The sequence below is a fragment of the Micromonospora sp. A202 genome (assembly GCF_006715105.1).
Taxonomy (GTDB): Bacteria; Actinomycetota; Actinomycetes; order Mycobacteriales; family Micromonosporaceae; genus Micromonospora; species Micromonospora zamorensis.
Genome location: NZ_VFMP01000001.1, coordinates 5,657,624 through 5,671,721, shown reverse-complemented (window position 1 = coordinate 5,671,721; position 14,098 = coordinate 5,657,624). Strand labels below are relative to the sequence as shown.

At 70.8% G+C, this 14,098-nt stretch carries 11 protein-coding genes and 2 tRNA genes; 9 read left to right on the top strand and 4 right to left on the bottom strand.

What is annotated here, in order from left to right; genetic code table 11:
- Positions 1–112 precede the first annotated feature (112 nt).
- The gene (locus FBZ33_RS26165) at positions 113–1,402 is read right to left on the bottom strand and encodes a zinc-dependent metalloprotease (protein WP_185755417.1); all 1,290 of its coding nucleotides are present in this window, start codon (positions 1,400–1,402) and stop codon (positions 113–115) included.
- Positions 1,403–1,516: 114 nt separating this feature from the next.
- Between FBZ33_RS26165 and FBZ33_RS26160 the strand changes: the two genes are divergently transcribed.
- The 5 genes from FBZ33_RS26160 to FBZ33_RS26135 all read left to right on the top strand — a co-directional run bounded on the left by FBZ33_RS26160 (position 1,517) and on the right by FBZ33_RS26135 (position 6,712).
- Entirely contained in the window at positions 1,517–2,530 is a 1,014-nt protein-coding gene (locus FBZ33_RS26160; RefSeq protein ID WP_172862105.1) for a PDZ domain-containing protein, read from the top strand.
- Positions 2,531–2,626: 96 nt separating this feature from the next.
- Positions 2,627–5,617 carry a UPF0182 family protein gene (locus FBZ33_RS26155; protein ID WP_141911027.1) on the top strand — a complete coding sequence of 997 codons (2,991 nt, stop codon included), beginning with the start codon at positions 2,627–2,629 and terminating at the stop codon, positions 5,615–5,617.
- A 371-nt stretch (positions 5,618–5,988) separates the two neighbouring features.
- Positions 5,989–6,062, top strand: a tRNA-Met gene (locus tag FBZ33_RS26145).
- Positions 6,063–6,185: 123 nt separating this feature from the next.
- Positions 6,186–6,259, top strand: a tRNA-Met gene (locus tag FBZ33_RS26140).
- 204 nt (positions 6,260–6,463) lie between these two features.
- Positions 6,464–6,712, top strand: coding sequence for a hypothetical protein (locus tag FBZ33_RS26135; RefSeq protein ID WP_141911026.1), 249 nt, complete (start codon positions 6,464–6,466; stop codon positions 6,710–6,712).
- A 56-nt stretch (positions 6,713–6,768) separates the two neighbouring features.
- On the opposite strand, the gene FBZ33_RS26130 is transcribed toward FBZ33_RS26135, so the two are convergent.
- On the bottom strand, positions 6,769–8,100 hold the full coding sequence (locus tag FBZ33_RS26130; RefSeq protein ID WP_255509046.1) for an ABC transporter substrate-binding protein: 1,332 nt from the start codon (positions 8,098–8,100) through the stop codon (positions 6,769–6,771).
- Between the two features lie 138 nt (positions 8,101–8,238).
- Between FBZ33_RS26130 and FBZ33_RS26125 the strand changes: the two genes are divergently transcribed.
- Positions 8,239–9,072 carry a phosphoribosylaminoimidazolesuccinocarboxamide synthase gene (locus FBZ33_RS26125; RefSeq protein WP_088950037.1) on the top strand — a complete coding sequence of 278 codons (834 nt, stop codon included), beginning with the start codon at positions 8,239–8,241 and terminating at the stop codon, positions 9,070–9,072.
- Between the two features lie 15 nt (positions 9,073–9,087).
- Here the strand turns inward: FBZ33_RS26125 and glpK are convergent, their stop codons facing one another.
- Positions 9,088–10,572 carry a glycerol kinase GlpK gene (glpK, locus tag FBZ33_RS26120; RefSeq protein WP_141911024.1) on the bottom strand — a complete coding sequence of 495 codons (1,485 nt, stop codon included), beginning with the start codon at positions 10,570–10,572 and terminating at the stop codon, positions 9,088–9,090.
- A gap of 101 nt (positions 10,573–10,673) precedes the next feature.
- Here glpK and FBZ33_RS26115 point away from each other — a divergent pair, with 101 nt between their 5' ends.
- Positions 10,674–11,612, top strand: a complete 939-nt coding sequence (locus tag FBZ33_RS26115) for a ribose-phosphate pyrophosphokinase (RefSeq protein ID WP_141911023.1) — start codon at positions 10,674–10,676, stop codon at positions 11,610–11,612.
- 96 nt (positions 11,613–11,708) lie between these two features.
- Here FBZ33_RS26115 and FBZ33_RS26110 read toward each other — a convergent pair whose 3' ends face one another.
- Positions 11,709–12,164, bottom strand: a complete 456-nt coding sequence (locus tag FBZ33_RS26110) for an ATP-binding protein (protein ID WP_141911022.1) — start codon at positions 12,162–12,164, stop codon at positions 11,709–11,711.
- Positions 12,165–12,283: 119 nt separating this feature from the next.
- On the opposite strand from FBZ33_RS26110, the gene macS reads away from it, so the two are divergent.
- Both macS and FBZ33_RS26100 read left to right on the top strand, forming a co-directional pair.
- Positions 12,284–13,426 (top strand): MacS family sensor histidine kinase, encoded by a 1,143-nt coding sequence (gene macS / locus FBZ33_RS26105; RefSeq protein ID WP_141911021.1) that lies wholly within the window; start codon positions 12,284–12,286, stop codon positions 13,424–13,426.
- A gap of 14 nt (positions 13,427–13,440) precedes the next feature.
- Positions 13,441–14,094, top strand: a complete 654-nt coding sequence (locus FBZ33_RS26100) for a response regulator transcription factor (RefSeq protein ID WP_141912955.1) — start codon at positions 13,441–13,443, stop codon at positions 14,092–14,094.
- Positions 14,095–14,098: the final 4 nt, after the last annotated feature.

The following is a 14,098-nucleotide window of genomic DNA, read 5'->3' as shown; positions in this document are numbered from 1 at the left end:
GGGCCGTCACCTGCTGCCCATCCAGGGCCACCTGCACGCTGGGCGCCCGCCGTCGAGCAGCGCGGGCACCCGGCTTCAACCATCACGGCCCCAGGGCATCGCGACCCAGGTTTCAGGACTTGGTGTCGTCCTCGCCGTCGGTCTCGTCGGCCTGGCCCGGGGACTTCTCCTCCACCCCACCGGGAGCGGTGAAGTCGAAGCTGTCCAGCTCGCTGAGGTCCATGTCGTTCATCGCGAAGGCGACCGGGTCGGCGAAGTCGTCGTCCGACGGGAGCAGGTCCGGGTGGCCCCACACGGCGTCGCGGCCCTCGATGCCACGGTGCTGGGTGAGCGCCGCCCAGAGTGCCGCGGCCTCGCGAAGGCGCCGTGGGCGCAGCTCCAGGCCGACGAGTGCGGCGAAGGTCTGCTCGGCGGGGCCACCGGCGGCACGGCGACGGCGGAACGCCTCACCGAGCCGGACGACGTTGGGCAGCCGGTCGCTGGCGGCGCTGTCCACGACGTGGCAGACCCAGCCCTCGACCAGGGCGAGTGCGGTCTCCAGCCGGGCCAGTGATGCCTTCTGCGCCGGAGTGTCCTCCGGTGTGAAGATGCCCTCCAGGGCGATCGCCTGCATCGACTCCGGGTCGGTCGGGTCGACCCGGCCCATCGCCTCCTCGATCGCTTCCCGGTTGACCCGGATGCCCGAGGCGTACATCTCGACTGCGCTGAGCACGTGACCGCGCAGCCACGGGACGTGCTGGAACAGCCGCTGGTGGGCGGCCTCACGCAGCGCCACGTAGAGGCGGACCTCGTCCTCGGGAAGCTCCAGGCCCTCGCCGTACGCCCGGATGTTGGCCGGGATCAGCGCGGCCGTGCCGGCCGGGCCGAGCGGCAGCCCGATGTCGCCGGCTGAGAGCACCTCCGCGGCGAGCGAACCGAGGGCCTGGCCCAGCTGACCGCCGAAGAGTGCGCCGCCGAGGGACGCCACCATCGACTGCATCGGGCCGAGTTGGGCGCGGGCCTCCGGTGGCACCAGGTCGCCCATCGCGCCGACCATGCGGCTGGCCACCGGGTCGCACAGCTTGCGCCACACGTCCAGCGTCTTGAAGATCCACTCATTGCGGTTCCAGGCGACCGGGGACTGGATGCCGGACGGCCACGCCGAGGCGGGCTCCAACCACAGGTCGGCCAGGCGCAGCGCCTCCTCGACGGCGTTGCGCTCATACGGTGACACCGCCGGGTCGCCGGCGGCCGCGAGCTGGCTGGCTGCTACCTGCCGGGCCAGGTCCCAGTTGACCGGCCCGCTGCCCGGCGCGGAGAGCAGGTGCTGCAACTGCGACATGAACTGCTGCATCTGCGCGGGATCGTTGGGGTCTGGTGGTTGACCACCCGGGAGCGCGAAACCGAACGGAATATCAGGCACGACGTCTACGGTACGCGGGCCGCGCCCCAGGTCGCCGCCGCTGGCGTTGCGCTGAGGGCGAAGTCGCGTGCGCATCCGGCAGGAGGCGTCCAGTCGGTCGGTACGCTCTGCGGCATGAGACGTCGTGGCCTGACGGTCCTGCTCGGTGCCCTGTTCACCGCCCTGCTGAGCATCGGGGTGCTCCGGGTTCCGATCCCGTACGTGGTGCTGGGCCCGGGGCCGACGGTCAACACCCTGGGTACGGCCGACGGCAAGGAGGTCATCCAGGTCACCGGGCGGGAGACCTCGACCTCCGCCGGTCAGTTGCGGTTGACCACGGTGGGTGTGCAGCCCACGGTGCGGTTGCGGGGGGCGATCGCGGGTTGGTTCTCCGACGACGAGGCGGTGGTGCCGCGCGAGCTGGTCTACCCGCCGGGGGAGTCGACGGAGCAGGTCGAGCAGCGCAACGCCGAGGACTTCAAGGCGTCCCAGACCAGCGCGGAGACCGCCGCGCTGCGGGAGTTGGGCTTTCCGGTGCAGGTGGTGATCAAGACGGTGTCCGGTGACGGGCCGGCCGCCGGCGAGTTGAAGGCTGGCGACGTGATCACCTCCGTCGACGGTCAGCCGGTGCCGGTGGCCGCGAAGGTCACCGAACTGGTCCGGGCCAAGCCGGCCGGGACGGCGTTGACCATCGGCTACACCCGGGACGGCGTGCCCGCCACGGTGAAAGTGACCAGCCAGGAGCAGGACGGTCGGCCGCGGATCGGCGTCGAGATCGACCAGCAGCAGCCGCACCCGTTCACCCTCGGCATCGACCTGGAGGACATCGGTGGGCCGAGCGCCGGTCTGATGTTCGCCCTGGGGATCGTGGACAAGCTGACCCCGGCCGACCTCACCGGCGGTCAGATCATCGCCGGCACCGGCACCATCGACGACGAGGGCACCGTCGGCCCGATCGGCGGGATCGCCCAGAAGCTGGTCGGCGCCAAGCGCGCCGGGGCCAAGGTGTTCCTCGTGCCGGCGGACAACTGCGCCGAGGCGGTCCGCAATCCGCAGCCGGGTCTGCCCCTGCTGCGGGTGGGTTCGTTGGACGAGGCGATGACCGCTCTGGAGGCGTTGCGCGCGGGTGGTCAGCCGACGCGTTGCTGACCGGTGTGACCGTGCCCCGACACGCTCAGGAACACCCCGTACTCTGGGTGCCTGGTCGGAGCCGATCACATCGAGCGTGCGGAGCCAACAGTGGTAATGCGTAGCAGCAGCCCCCTTCCGAGGATGAGCCGGCGCGGGCGCGTCACCATCGCTGTCCTGGTTGGGGTGTTCGTGCTCTTCACCCTGCTCGGGTGGGGTGTTCAGGCGTGGACCGACTGGCTCTGGTTCGACGAGGTGCGCTACACCGAGGTCTTCACCGGTGTCCTGCTCACCCGGCTGGTGCTCTTCCTGGCCGTCGGTCTCGGCATGGCGGTGATCGTCGGTGGCAACCTGTGGCTGGCCTACCGGTTGCGTCCGCGGCTGCGTCCGCACTCGGTGGAGCAGGCGACGCTGGAGCGCTACCGGATGGTGCTCAGCCCGCGGTTGGGCACCTGGATCGCGTTGACCGCCGCTGTGGTCGGGCTCTTCGCCGGCCTCTCCGCGCAGAACCGGTGGAACCAGTGGCTGCTCTTCCGCAACGGCGGTGACTTCGGGATCAAGGACCCGGAGTTCGGGGTGGACATCGGCTTCTACGTCTTCCAGCTGCCGTTCTGGCGTTACCTGCTCGGCGTCGCCTTCACCGCTGTGGTGCTGGCGGTGATCGGCGCGCTGGCGGTGCACTACCTCTTCGGCGGGGTCCGCCTGCAGGGCGTCGGTGACCGGATGAGCAACGCCGCCCGCGCGCACCTGAGCAGCCTGGTCGCGGTCTTCGTGCTGTTGAAGGCCGTCGCGTACGTGCTGGACCGGCGGGCGATGCTGCTGGAGTACAACGAGGGCGCCAAGTTGTACGGCGCCGGCTACGCCGACGTCAACGCGCTGCTGCCGGCGAAGGAGATCCTGGCCTACATCTCGATCGTGGTGGCGATCGCGATCATCGTCTTCTCCAACGCCTGGATGCGGAACCTGGTCTGGCCGGGGATCTCGCTGGCGCTGCTCGGTGTGTCCGCGGTGGCCATCGGCGGCATCTACCCCTGGGCCGTGCAGACCTTCGAGGTCAAGCCGAGCGCCAAGGACAAGGAAGCGCCGTACATCCAGCGCAGCATCGACGCGACACGAGCGGCGTTCGGGTTGGGGGTCACCGAGACGACCCCGTACGCGGCGAACAACCTCACCCCACCGGCGAACCTGGCCACCGACACCTCGGTGGTGTCGAACGTGCGTCTGCTCGACCCGCAGCTGGTCAGCGAGACGTACACCCAGCTCCAGCAGGTGCGTGGCTTCTACGACTTCGGCCCCAAGCTGGACATCGACCGGTACGGGGTGAACGGGAACGTCTCCGACTACGTGGTCGGCGTCCGGGAGATCAACTACGGCGAGCTGACCGACCAGCAGAACACCTGGATCAACCGGCACACCGTCTACACCCACGGGTACGGGCTGGTGGCCGCCCCGGCGAACCAGGTGGTCTGCGGCGGGCAGCCGTTCTTCGTCTCCGGCTTCCTGGGCGAGAAGACCCAGGAGGCGTGCTCCTCGCAGACCGAGCAGATCCCGGCCAAGCAGCCGCGGATCTACTACGGCGAGCGGATGGCGGCCGACGACTACGCGATCGTCGGGCAGTCCGACCCGAACAAGAAGGCCGAGTTCGACCGGCCGGTCGGTGAGGGTGGCGGCGAGTCCTACACCTACACCGGTGAGGGCGGCGTGGAGATCGGCTCCTTCGCCCGGCGGCTGCTGTACGCCATCAAGGAGCAGGAGTCGAACTTCCTGCTGTCCGAGGCGGTCAACAAGGACTCCAAGCTGCTCTACGTGCGTAACCCGCGCGACCGGGTGGAGAAGGTCGCGCCGTTCCTCACGCTGGACGGCGACCCGTACCCGGCGGTTGTCGACGGTCGGGTGCAGTGGATCGTCGACGGCTACACCACGGCGGCCACCTACCCGTACGCCGAGAAGGTCAACCTCCAGACCGAGACCACCGACGAGTTGACGAACCGGGGCACCTTCCAGCTGGCCCGGGAGGACGTCAACTACATGCGCAACTCGGTGAAGGCCACCGTCGACGCGTACGACGGCACCGTGAAGCTCTACGAGTACGACGACACCGACCCGGTGCTCAAGGCGTGGAACAAGGCGTTCGGTGGTGACCTGGTGCTGCCGAAGGCGGATATCCCGGTCGAGCTGACCGAGCATCTGCGCTACCCGGCGGACATGTTCAAGGTGCAGCGCAACCTGCTCACCAAGTTCCACGTGACCAACCCGGGTGACTTCTACTCCGCTCAGGACTTCTGGCAGGTGCCCAACGTGCCGGACGCCCCGGACAGCGGCCAGAAGCAGCCTCCGTACTACCTGTTCACGCAGTTCCCTGGGCAGGAGAGCCCGCGGTTCCAGCTCACCTCGGCGGTCACCCCGAACGGCCGGCAGAACCTCGCCGCGCTGATCTCCGGGTCGTACGTCGAGGGGAAGCCCCGCCTGCAGGTGCTGGAGTTGCCGGACCAGACCCGGATCTCGGGCCCGGTGCAGGTGCACCAGCAGATGACCAACAACGCGAACATCCGCCAGCAGCTCAACCTGCTCTCCAGCAACCAGGCCCAGGTGCAGTACGGCAACCTGCTGTCGTTGCCCTTCGCCGACGGCATGCTCTACGTCGAGCCGGTCTACGTGAAGAGCAACCAGCAGGACGCGTACCCGCTGTTGCAGAAGGTGCTGCTCTCCTACGGTGACGGTGGCTCCTTCGTGGCGCTGGCCGACAACATCAACGACGGCATCAAGCAGCTGGTCGAGCAGGGTAAGAAGGCCGGGCAGGGCACGTCGCCGCCTCCGACCACCGGGGGCAACCCCACGACGCCGACGCCGACGCCGACGCCCAGCGGGACCGCCACGCCGGCGCCGACGCCGAGCGCCAGCATCCCGCCGCCGACCGGTGACCTGGCCGTCGCCGCGGACCGGGTGCAGACCGCGATCACCGAGGTCCGGTCGGCGCAGACGTCCGGTGACTTCGAGCGGTACGGGCGTGCGCTGAAGGCCTTGGACGAGGCGCTCACCGCGTTCCAGCAGGCGCAGCAGGCCGCCGGCACTGCCAGTGGTGGCCCGTCGCCGAGCCCCGGCGGCTGATCCACCACAGCCGGGAGCACGTCTCGGAGCCCTCGTCGTCGGACCCACCGGTCCGGACGGCGGGGGCTCCGTCGTGTCCGGTGGTGTCACTGTCTGTCACCTCACCGACAGGTGCGGTCGGGCCGCAACCTGCGGCACCTGTTCGCCGTCCTCATTTGCAACGGGGTGGGATGAGGGGGAGCAGTCGTGAGGGACGCGGAGAGCTTCGATGACTTCTACCGCGGCACGGTGCGGCGGATGGTGCGGTACGGCTATGCGGTCACCGCCGTGAAGGTCTGGCTCGGCTGACCTCGGTGGCCGGGTCGCGATCCGGCGGATTCGGATGTCGTTTTGCGGGGGCCGGGGGTGGTGCGCTACGGTTAGCGAGCCGACGCGGGGTGGAGCAGCTCGGTAGCTCGCTGGGCTCATAACCCAGAGGTCGCAGGTTCAAATCCTGTCCCCGCTACGACAGAAAGCCCGTCTCCGGTTCGCCGGAGGCGGGCTTTCGACATTCTGCGGTGTCGGCCGCAGCGGTTGGTGACCCCCGCTGATCATCGCCGGGACGCATGGGTTAGTCTTAACCAGTCGACGCGGGGTGGAGCAGCTCGGTAGCTCGCTGGGCTCATAACCCAGAGGTCGCAGGTTCAAATCCTGTCCCCGCTACAAATGAAATGACATGAGTCCGGCCCCCACAATGTGGGGGCCGGACTTGTTTGGCGCCTCAGCGGGGAGGAGCGACTCCCGGAGGGCCGGCACCTCGCAGGCACCGGCCCCTCGCGGGTGCTACCTCAGGCCGGAAAGATCTCAGTTCCGTGATTCGGCGTGGACCGACGTGCCGGTGTTGCGTCCTTCGGCGAGGATGGGCGTATGTCTTCATTCGGTAAGTGGTGGGGCCGACTCAGCGCGGTCCTCGGTGCGGCCGTTCTGGCGGTCTTCGTGCCCGTCGCGGCCTGGGCGTCCACGGGCACCGGCGAGCTGGTGGTGGAAGCCGCCCGGCGTCGGGGTCGCGGCGGCTTCGGGATCCTTCCGCTGCTCTGCTGCCTGGTGGTGGTCGCGATCGTCGTGTTCCTCGTGCTGCGTCTGATGCGCAACCGCCGCGGCGGCCCGCCGCGCTGACCCGGCAGCCGGTCAGGTCGGTCCACGGCGGCGGGCCGTGGGCCGACCTCCGGTCGTCACGCCGCCAGGGCGGCGTTGGCCTGCGCGATGAAACGTGAGGCGGCCGCCCGCGTGCCGGTCCGCTTGACGCGGATGCTCTCCGCGGTGGCGACCAGCAGGGTCCGCACCTTCGCGTGCCCCTTCGGGGGCGGCACCGGGGCCGGCCCGAGCTGGTCGGCGATGGCCGCGCCGAACGCGGCGGCCCGCTGCTGGGCCGGATCGGTGATGCTGCCCTCGGCGTAGCGGCGGACGGCGAGACTGGCGTTCAGACCGCGTTCGTGGCCGAGGACGGTGCCGGCCTCGCCATTCGTGGTCAGGAAATTGATCACGTCGGTGACGGTGTCCGGGTGGCGGGTGCCCCGGAACGCGGCCCAGAACATCGAGGCGCGCGCCCACTGCGCACCGGTCGGCCCCGGCAAGCCGACAATGCCCAGCTCGGCCCCGGTGAGCCGCTGCAACTCGGGCAGTTGGTGGGACCACGCGAACGACGCGGCGGTCAACCCGGTCACCACCAGTTGCCGGGACGGCTCACCGCTGTCGGCCTGCTCGACCAGCGCCGCACCCGGCGTGGCCCGCGCCCTGCGGGCCCGCTGCCACAGCTCGAACCAGGAGATCAGCTGTTCCACGCCGAAACCGAGCTGCTTACCCCGGTAGAGCTCGCCGCCCTGTGACCGCAACCAGAGCCAGAGCGCCCGGTAGTCACCGGAGCCGTCCATGGTGCCGGCCACCTGGCCGTCGCTGGCCTCGGTGACCTCTTCCGCCCAGGAGATGTACTCGGCCCAGCTCATCCCGGCGCGCGGTTCCGGCACCTGCAGCTCCCGCAACAACTCCCGGTTGAAGACCACACCCGCGTGGGTCTGCCCGCCGGCCACCGCCATCGTCTGCCCCTCCACCGTGCCGTAGCGGATCAGCCCCTCCGGCAGGCCCCGCAGATCCAAACTGTGGTCGGCGACCCGGTCGGTGAGGTCGAGGATGATCTGGCGTTGGGCGTACTCGGTCAGCATGGCGTCGTCGATCTGGACCAGGTCCGGTACGTTGCCGCCGGCCGCCTGGGTGGCCAGGCGCTCGTAGTAGCCGTCGGCGCCCTGCCAGGTGACCCGGAAGGTGACCTGGGGGTTGCGCTCCGAGTAGAGCCGCAGGACCTTCTCGGTGAGCGCCGCCCGCCTGGGACCGCCCCACCAGAAGACCGACAGCTCGACCGGCCCGTCCTGGGTCGAGGTGGCGGCGTCGTCGCTGCACCCGGCCAGCCCACCGGAGGCGAGCAGAGGTGCGCCGAGCGCCGCGGTCAGCAGTCGGCGCCGGCCCGGGTCGGCGCCGAGGCGGTCGAACGGGGGTCGAACAACGGGCACGGGGGTCTCCTGGACCTGCGAGGGCGGCGGTCGGACCATTCACGCAGGCAGCGCACGAAGGTGTCAACGTCCGTCCGGTCACCCCCGGCGTGGGTGGTCGAATCAGGCCTTCCGATGTCGCATGGTGTACTAGGGCGCGTGGAACTTCTGCACTCGGGCAAGGTTCGGGACGTCTACGCGGACGGCGACGACCTGATCCTGGTCGCCTCCGACCGCATCTCGATCTACGACGTGGCGCTGCCGACGCCGATCCCGGACAAGGGTCGCCTGCTCACCGCGCTCTCGCTCTGGTGGTTCGAGCAGCTCGCCGACCTGGTGCCGAACCACGTCATCTCGGCAACCGACGTGCCCGCCGAGTTCGCCGGGCGGGCGATCCGCTGCCAGCGGCTGGACATGGTCCCGGTCGAGTGCGTGGCCCGGGGTTACCTCACCGGCGGCGGCCTGCGGGAGTACGAGCAGACCGGCGCCGTGTCCGGCATAACCCTGCCCCGAGGGCTCGGCGAGGCGTCGATCCTGCCCGAGCCGATCTTCACACCGTCGAGCAAGGCGCCGATGGGTGAGCACGACGAGCCGATCACGTACGACGACGTGGTGGACAAGGTGGGCGAGGCCACCGCCGAGCGGCTGCGGCAGATCACCCTCGACGTCTACCGTCGCGGCGCCGAGCTGGCCGCCGACCGGGGCATCCTGATCGCCGACACCAAGCTCGAGCTGGGTTGGGCACCGGACGGCACCCTGGTCCTCGCCGACGAACTGCTCACCTCCGACTCGTCGCGGTTCTGGCCCGCCGAGTCGTACCAGCCGGGCCGTGTGCAGTTCTCCTACGACAAGCAGTACGTGCGGGACTGGGCCACCGGCAGCGGCTGGAACAAGCAGGCCCCCGCGCCGGACGTGCCCGACGAGGTCGTCGAGGCGACCCGCGCCCGCTACATCGAGGTGTACGAGAAGCTCACCGGCAACCGCTGGGAGTGACAGCCGCGTCGGCGGTCACTCCACCCAGTCGAGGGTGCGCTGCACGGCCTTGCGCCAGTTGTGCAGCTCCCGGTCGCGCAGCTCCGGGGCCATGGTGGACTCCCACTGGGCATCGGAGCGCCACTTCGCCCGCAGGGTGGCCAGATCCGGCCAGAAGCCGACCGCCAGGCCGGCCGCGTACGCGGCACCCAGACAGGTGGTCTCGGTGATCCGGGACCGAACCACCGGCACGTCGAGCACATCGGCGAGGAACTGCATGAGCAGACCGTTGGCGGTCATCCCGCCGTCCACCCGGAGCCGGCGCAGTGCCACGTCGGAGTCGGCATCCATCGCGTCGACCACCTCGCGGGTCTGCCAGGCCGACGCCTCCAGCGCGGCCCGCGCCAGGTGCCCTTTGGTGATGTAACCGGTCAGACCGGCGATAACCCCACGGGCGTCGGTGCGCCAGTGCGGGGCGAACAGCCCGGAGAACGCGGGCACCACGTAGCAGCCGCCGTTGTCGTCCACGGTGCGGGCCAAATCCTCCACCTCCGCGGCCGTGGAGATCAGCCCGAGGTTGTCGCGCAGCCACTGCACCAACGAGCCGGTGACCGCGATCGCGCCCTCCAGGGCGTACGCCGGCGGTTGCCCCTTGATCTGGTAGGCGACCGTGGTGAGCAGGCCGTGCGTGGACGGGACCGGGGTGGCGCCGGTGTTGAGCAGCAGGAAGCTCCCGGTGCCGTAGGTGCACTTCGCCTCGCCCGGCTGGAAGCAGGTCTGCCCGAACAGGGCGGCCTGCTGGTCTCCGAGCGCGCTGGCCACCGGCACCCCGGCGAGCACGCCGGTGGCGGTGCCGTACACCTCGGCGGAGCAGCGGATCTCCGGCAGCATCGCCGCCGGGACGCCCATCGCGTCCAGCAGGTCCGGAGCCCAGTCGAGGGTGGTGAGGTCCATGAGCATGGTCCGGCTGGCGTTGGTCACGTCGGTGACGTGCTCCCCGGTCAGCTTCCAGATCAGCCAGCTGTCCATGGTGCCGAAGAGCACCTCGCCGCGCTCCGCGCGCTCGCGCAGGCCGTCGACCTCGTCCAGCAGCCAGCGCAGTTTCGGGCCGGCGAAGTAGGTGGCCAACGGCAGGCCGGTGCGGGCCCGGAACCGCTCCTCGCCGTACGCCGAGGCCAGCTCGCGCAGCAGCGGCCCGGTCCGGGTGTCCTGCCAGACGATGGCATTGGCCACCGGGCGACCGGTGGCCCGGTCCCAGACGAGGGTGGTCTCCCGCTGGTTGGTGATGCCGACGGCGGCCAGGCCGGCCAGGTCGGTGCCGGCGGACCGCAGCGCCTCGGAGACCACCTGCTGGACGTTGTCCCAGATCTCTTCGGCGTCGTGTTCCACCCAGCCTGGTTGGGGGAAGATCTGCCGGTGTTCGCGCTGGGCAACGGCGACGATGTCCCCGGCGGAGTCGAAGACGAGGCACCGCGAGGAGGTGGTGCCCTGGTCGATGGCGGCGACGTACTGGGGGGTCACCGCAGCACCGTACCCGGACCGGCGTTCGGTGCGACAGGCGTCACGGCCGGTTTCGGCCCGCCGCCGAAGGCCGCCGCCCGGGTCGCCTACGATGTGCGAACGTGCGCGACATCGCCGTTTTCAGTGGAACTGCCCATCCCGACCTGGCCGCCGAGATCTGTGCCCACCTCGGGGTGCCGCTGCATCCGGTGCGGGTCTCCCGATTCGCGAACGACTGTCTGGAAGTGCAGTTGCAGGCCAACTGCCGGGAGCGGGACGTCTTCCTGATCCAGCCGCTGGTGCCGCCCGTGCAGGAGAATCTGGTCGAGCTGCTGCTGATGATCGACGCGGCGCGGGGCGCCTCGGCCGGCCGGATCACTGTGGTGCTGCCGCACTACGCGTACGCCCGCTCCGACAAGAAGGACGCCCCGCGGATCTCGATCGGCGCCCGGCTCGTCGCCGATCTGCTCGTGTCGGCCGGCGCGGACCGGGTGCTCGCGATGACCCTGCACTCGCCGCAGGTGCACGGCTTCTTCAGCGTCCCGGTGGATCACCTGCACGCGCTGCGGGAGCTGGCCACCCACTTCCAGCGCTACGACCTGAGCAACACCGTGGTGGTCTCACCCGACCTCGGCAACGCCAAGGAGGCGGCGGCCTTCGCCCGGTTGCTCGGCACACCGGTCGCGGCCGGCGCGAAGCAGCGGTTCAGTGACGACCTGGTCAAGATCAGCGCGGTGATCGGCGAGGTGGCCGACCGGGACGTCATCGTGCTGGACGACGAGATCGCCAAGGGCAGCACTGTTGTCGAGTTGATGGAGCATCTGCGGGGCCTGAAGGTCCGGTCGATCCGGCTGGCGTGCACGCACGGGCTGTTCTCCGGCGACGCCCTCCAGCGGCTCAGCGACCAGGAGGGCGTCCTGGAGATCGTCTGCACCAACACGGTGCCCATCGCGGACGCCAAGCGGGTGCCGAAGTTGCAGGTCCTGTCGGTGGCGCCCGCCCTGTCCGAGGCGATGCGCCGGATCCACAACGGGGAGTCCGTCTCGGCGCTGTTCGCCTGAGCCGCAGCCGCAAGCCGTCCTCCGCTGCCGCAAGCCGCTCCCCGCAGCCGCTCCCCGCAGTCGCAGATTGCAGCCGCGGGGAGCGGCTGCGGAAGATCAGCGCGTGGTGCGGTCGTGGCTGACGAGGCCAGCGGTGATCCGGACGGTGGTGCCGGCGGAGCTGGAGACGACCTCCATGGCGTCGGTCAGCTCGCGGGCCAGCCAGAGGCCCCACCCACCGGCGGTGTCCGGGGCCGGCCGACTGCGGTCGCCCAGCCGCAGCGGGCTGATCCCGTGCCCGTGGTCGGCCACCTCGCAGACCAGCAGGCTGGACTCGTGCCAGAGGCGCAACCATCCGCGCCCGCCGCCGTGTCGGACCGCATTGGTGATCAACTCGTTGATCGCGAGCACGAAGTCGTCCAACCGTTGGCCGGTGAGTCCGCAGGCATGCGCGCATGAGGTGACCGAGTGTCGAATCTCGGTCACCTGGGCCTGGTCGAAGGCCTCGGCGATCAGGAGGGCAGGTTCGATGGGCACAACCGTACGCGGTGCGTGCGGATCTGCGTTCGTCATGGGCCCGTCCCGGCGGCGGATCTCGGAGTATTTCGCGGCTTTTCCACCGTACGTCAGGGTTTCCCGAACCGCACTCGCTGCTCGCCGTGCGGTGGACGGGTTATGGCATCCTGACCGCCATGCCGTCGCCGCCGGGTGGATTCGAGGTGCCGCTGTGGCGTGCGCTGGCGGTGTTCCGGCTGGCGTCCCTGGCATACGTCTGCGTGCTCGCGGTGCGCGACGCCGACCGGTATGACCACCCGTACGCCGTCGGCGCCCTGACCCTGGTGATGGCGGCCTGGACCGCGGCGACCGCGGTCGGATACGCCCGGCCGGCCTGGCGGCGCTGGCCGCTGCTGCTGGCCGACCTCGGGGTGGTGCTCGCCATCGTGCTGGCCACCCCGTGGGTGGTCGGTCGGGCGGCGCTCGCCACCGGCGTACCCACCATGGGGGTCGCCTGGATGGCCGGCCCGGTGCTGGCCTGGGCCGTCTCCGGTGGTCGGCGGCGGGGCACGGTCGCCGCACTGCTGGTCGCCGGCGCGGACCTGACCACCCGGGAGCGGATCGGCCAGTCCTCGTTCACCGGGGTCATCCTGATGCTGCTCGCCGGGGTGGTGGTCGGGCACGTGGCCCGGCTCGCGGCGAGCGCCGAGGAACGGCTGCAACGCGCTGTGGAGTTGGAGGCCGCCACCCGGGAGCGGGAGCGGCTGGCCCGGGGCATCCACGACTCGGTGCTCCAGGTGCTGGCGATGGTGCAGCGGCGGGGTGCCGACCTGCCCGGTGAGGCGGGCGAGCTGGCCCGGTTGGCCGGCGAGCAGGAGGCCGCGTTGCGGGCACTGATCGCCGGCACCAGCCCGGCGAGCGCTGCCGTGCTCCCCGACGGCACCGAGGCGGCGGCGGTGGACCTGCGGACCCTGCTCGGCCGGTACGCCTCGGCGGCGGTGGTGCTCTCCGCCCCGGCCACCCCGGTGCCGCTGCCTCGCCGGGTGGCGGGGGAGTTGGCCGCCGCGACCGGCGCGGCCCTGGACAACGTGGGGCGGCACGCCAGCGGGCGGGCCTGGGTGTTGATCGAGGATGAGGGGGCGACGGTGACCGTGTCGATCCGCGACGAGGGGCCGGGCATCCCGGAAGGCCGGTTGACCGAGGCGGCCGCACAGGGTCGGCTCGGCGTGAGCCAGTCGATTCGGGGTCGGGTGGCCGACGTGGGCGGGACGGTTCGGATCGTGTCCGCCCCCGACGCCGGCACCGAGATCGAGCTGACAGTGCCGAGGGCACAGCGGTGACCCCGACCCGGGTGATGGTGGTCGACGACCATCCGATGTGGCGGGAGGGGGTGGCCCGCGACCTCACGGAGGCGGGCTTCCTGGTGGTGGCGACCAGCGGCGAGGGCCGGCAGGCCGTACGGGTGGCCGCCGCAGCCCGGCCCGACGTGGTCGTCCTCGACCTGCAACTACCGGACATCTCCGGCGTAGAGGTGATCCTGGGTCTGCGCGCGGCACTGCCCGACGTGCGGGTGCTGATGCTCAGCGCCAGCGGCGAACAGCAGAGCGTGCTGGACGCGGTCAAGGCAGGGGCCACCGGTTACCTGGTGAAGTCCACAGCGCCCGCCGAGTTCCTCGACGCGGTCCGCCGCACCGCGGCCGGCGAGGCGGTCTTCACCCCCGGCCTGGCCGGGCTCGTCCTCGGCGAGTACCGCCGGCTGGCCGCCCGGCCGGGGCAGCCGGCCGACCCTGCCGGCGGTGCGCAGTCCGCAGCGCCCCGGCTCACCGAGCGGGAGACGGAGGTGCTGCGGCAGGTGGCGAGAGGGCTGTCGTACAAGCAGATCGCGCAGCGGCTCGGGCTGTCGCACCGCACGGTGCAGAACCACGTGCAGAACACCCTGGGCAAGCTGCAACTGCACAACCGGGTCGAACTGACCCGGTACGCCATCGAACGTGGCCTGGACGACTGACCCC